4 protein-coding genes are annotated in these 2,683 nt (G+C 71.1%); all 4 read right to left on the reverse strand.

Annotated features, from left to right (window positions below):
• A partial coding sequence (locus tag N878_RS17080) for a hypothetical protein (protein WP_036988124.1) occupies positions 1–397 on the reverse strand: 397 nt, incomplete at its 3' end.
• Positions 381–548 carry a DUF2897 family protein gene (locus tag N878_RS26910; protein ID WP_021444814.1) on the reverse strand — a complete coding sequence of 56 codons (168 nt, stop codon included), beginning with the start codon at positions 546–548 and terminating at the stop codon, positions 381–383. The genes N878_RS17080 and N878_RS26910, both read right to left, overlap by 17 nt.
• Positions 549–602: 54 nt before the next feature.
• Positions 603–1,406: an ethanolamine ammonia-lyase subunit EutC gene (gene eutC, locus N878_RS17085; protein ID WP_021444815.1), complete on the reverse strand. Its 804-nt coding sequence runs from the start codon at positions 1,404–1,406 to the stop codon at positions 603–605.
• Positions 1,406–2,668 (reverse strand): ethanolamine ammonia-lyase subunit EutB, encoded by a 1,263-nt coding sequence (locus tag N878_RS17090; RefSeq protein ID WP_021444816.1) that lies wholly within the window; start codon positions 2,666–2,668, stop codon positions 1,406–1,408. The genes eutC and N878_RS17090 overlap by 1 nt, the downstream gene beginning before the upstream one ends.
• Positions 2,669–2,683: the final 15 nt, after the last annotated feature.

The following is a 2,683-nucleotide window of genomic DNA, read 5'->3' on the forward strand; positions in this document are numbered from 1 at the left end:
CGACGCGGGCGGCCTGGCGCAGGCGCTCGAAGGCGGCGGCGTCGGTCAGCAGGCGGGCCTGCTGGCGCTGGCGGCAGGTCTCCAGTGCCGCGCTTGGCGCACTGCCCAGCGTCGCCTGTTCCACTGCCTGGGCGTCGCGGTCGTTGGCGGCCAGCTGCGCCAGCCACAGGCGGCGCTGTTCGGCGCTGTGCGCCTGCTCGCCCAATGCGGCGGCGAGGCGGTCGCTGCGCAGGCCGGGAAACCCCGCAATCAGGCGGTAGCGGCTGTCGCGTGCGGCAGCGCTGGCGCTCTGCCAGGCGGCGAAGGCCTGGCTGCAGCCATCATCGGTCCTCGGCGGCGCCTGCCCGGCGCAGCCGGCGAGCAGGGCCAGCAGCGCCAGGCTAGCGCTCGCGCGCATCCTTGGCATCCTGCTCGGCGTTGCGCTCGCGGATGCGTTTGAGCTGCTCCTCGCTCAGCGGCAGCTTCTTCGCCGTGTCGCGCAACAGCAGCAGGCTGCCGAGGATGGAGCCCAAGGCCAGGGCCAGGATAAGCCAGGCGTACCAGGGCATGGTGAGTTCCTCTGAAGTGGGGGAACTTCACCTTAACCCGCCGCCGGCGCCTTGTCAGGCGCGCGGCAGTGCCTGCAGCGTGCTGTCGTCCTTCAGCTGCACCCCGCTCAGTCGCAGGCGCAGCGCCTGGCGCGTCAGGTAGTCGAGCTTGTGCGCCGCCAGGGCGTAGGGCAGGCCTTCGGGGCGCACGTTGGAGATGCAGTTGCGCGCGCTGTCCGGGCAGCCGATGCGCGGGGCGTGGGTCAGGTACAGGCCGAGGCTGTCCGGCGAGGACAGTCCCGGGCGTTCGCCGATCATGACGATCACCAGGCGCGCGCGCAGTGCCTCGCCGATGCCGTCGCCGATGGCCACGCGACCCTGCTCGGCGAGCACCACCGGGGTATTGGCCCAGTCGGTGGCGAAGCGTTCGCGAAAGGCCAGCAGCAGCGGCAGGGCGTGGCGCTGCACGGCGATGGCCGACAGGCCGTCGGCCAGGACGATGGCCAGCTCAGGCGCCGGCAGCTCGTGCTGCAGCTGCACGCGGCAGTCGTCGTGCAGGTGGCGGCCGTGATCCGGGCGCAGCAGGTAGCTCTGGCGGTCCTCGGCGTTGCTGCGCACCTTCAGCGTACGAAACCCGGCGCCGTGCAACTGCTGCTTGAGTTCGGCGAAGTCCAGCGGGCGGTGCACGGCGTCGCGCGCCTGGGCGTGGGCCAGGCCGAACCTGAGCACCTCGGCGGTGGGCAGGCTGCAGCCGACGCGGCCGAGGGCGATACGCGCCGAGGTGTGGGCGCGCAGCTCGTCCCAGGGGTTGGCCTGGGCCAGCTTCACCTCGGCCTGGGCCAGCTCTATACCGGCCTGGGCCGGCTCGGACTCGTTCATCAGGCGGCTCCGGAAATCTGCGGCAGTTGCTTGAGCAGGTGATGGCCGCGGCCGATCTCGCGCAGGCGGCCGCCGGGTTCGGTGATGGCCATGCGCGCCAGCCAGGCGTCGAACTCGGGGGCGCGTTTCAGGCCCAGCACCTTGCGCAGGTACAGGGCATCGTGGAACGAGGTGCTCTGGTAGTTGAGCATGATGTCGTCGGCGCCGGGGATGCCCATGATGAAGTTGATCCCGGCCGCGCCGAGCAGGGTCAGCAGGTTGTCCATATCGTCCTGGTCGGCCTCGGCGTGGTTGGTGTAGCACACGTCGCAGCCCATCGGCAGGCCCAGCAGCTTGGCGCAGAAGTGATCCTCCAGGCCGGCGCGGACGATCTGCTTGCCGTCGTAGAGGTATTCCGGGCCGATGAAGCCGACCACGCTGTTGACCAGCAACGGGCGGAACTCGCGGGCCACGGCGTAGGCGCGGGCCTCGCAGGTCTGCTGGTCGACGCCATGGTGGCCACCGGCCGACAGCGCGCTGCCCTGGCCGGTCTCGAAGTACATGCAGTGGTCGCCGAGCGTGCCGCGGCCCAGCGACAGCGCCGCCTCGTGCGCCTCGCGCAGAATCGCCAGGGACACGCCGAAGCCGGCGTTGGCCGCCTCGCTGCCGGCGATGGACTGGAATACCAGGTCCACCGGCGCGCCGGCCTCGATGGCCTGGATCTGCGTGGTGACGTGGGTCAGCACGCAGCTCTGCATGGGGATGTCGAAGTGCTGGCGCACCTCGTCCAGCATCTCCCACAGGCGCATCAGGGTCGGCAGCGAATCGCTCGCCGGGTTGATGCCCACGCAGGCGTCGCCGGCGCCGTAGAGCAGGCCGTCGAGCAGGCTGGCGGCGATGCCGCGCACGTCGTCGGTGGGGTGGTTGGGCTGCAGGCGCACGGCCAGATGACCGGGCAGGCCCAGGGTGTTGCGAAAGCGGGTGACCACCTGGCATTTCTTCGCCACCAGGATCAGGTCCTGGTTGCGCATCAGCTTGCTCACCGCGGCGACCATCTCCGGCGTCAGCCCCGGCGCCACGGCGGCCAGGCGCGCGCTGTCGGTGCGCTCCAGCAGCAGCCAGTCGCGCAGGTCGCCCACGCTCAGGTGGCTGATCGGGGCGAAGGCGGCGGCGTCGTGGCGGTCGAGGATCAGCCGGGTGACTTCGTCCGCTTCGTAGGGGATCAGCGCCTCGTCGAGAAAGCGTTTGAGCGGCACCTCGGCCAGGGCCAGCTTGGCCGCCATGCCCTACCAGACCAC

Source organism: Pseudomonas sp. EGD-AK9 (assembly GCF_000465935.2).
GTDB lineage: Bacteria > Pseudomonadota > Gammaproteobacteria > Pseudomonadales > Pseudomonadaceae > Aquipseudomonas.

What these genes read in the sequence shown, in the direction of transcription:
- N878_RS17090 (WP_021444816.1), bottom strand. Translation starts at nt 2,668, where the DNA reads ATGGCGGCCAAGCTGGCCCTGGCCGAGGTGCCGCTCAAACGCTTTCTC.
- N878_RS26910 (WP_021444814.1), bottom strand. Translation starts at nt 548, where the DNA reads ATGCCCTGGTACGCCTGGCTTATCCTGGCCCTGGCCTTGGGCTCCATC.
- eutC (WP_021444815.1), bottom strand. Translation starts at nt 1,406, where the DNA reads ATGAACGAGTCCGAGCCGGCCCAGGCCGGTATAGAGCTGGCCCAGGCC.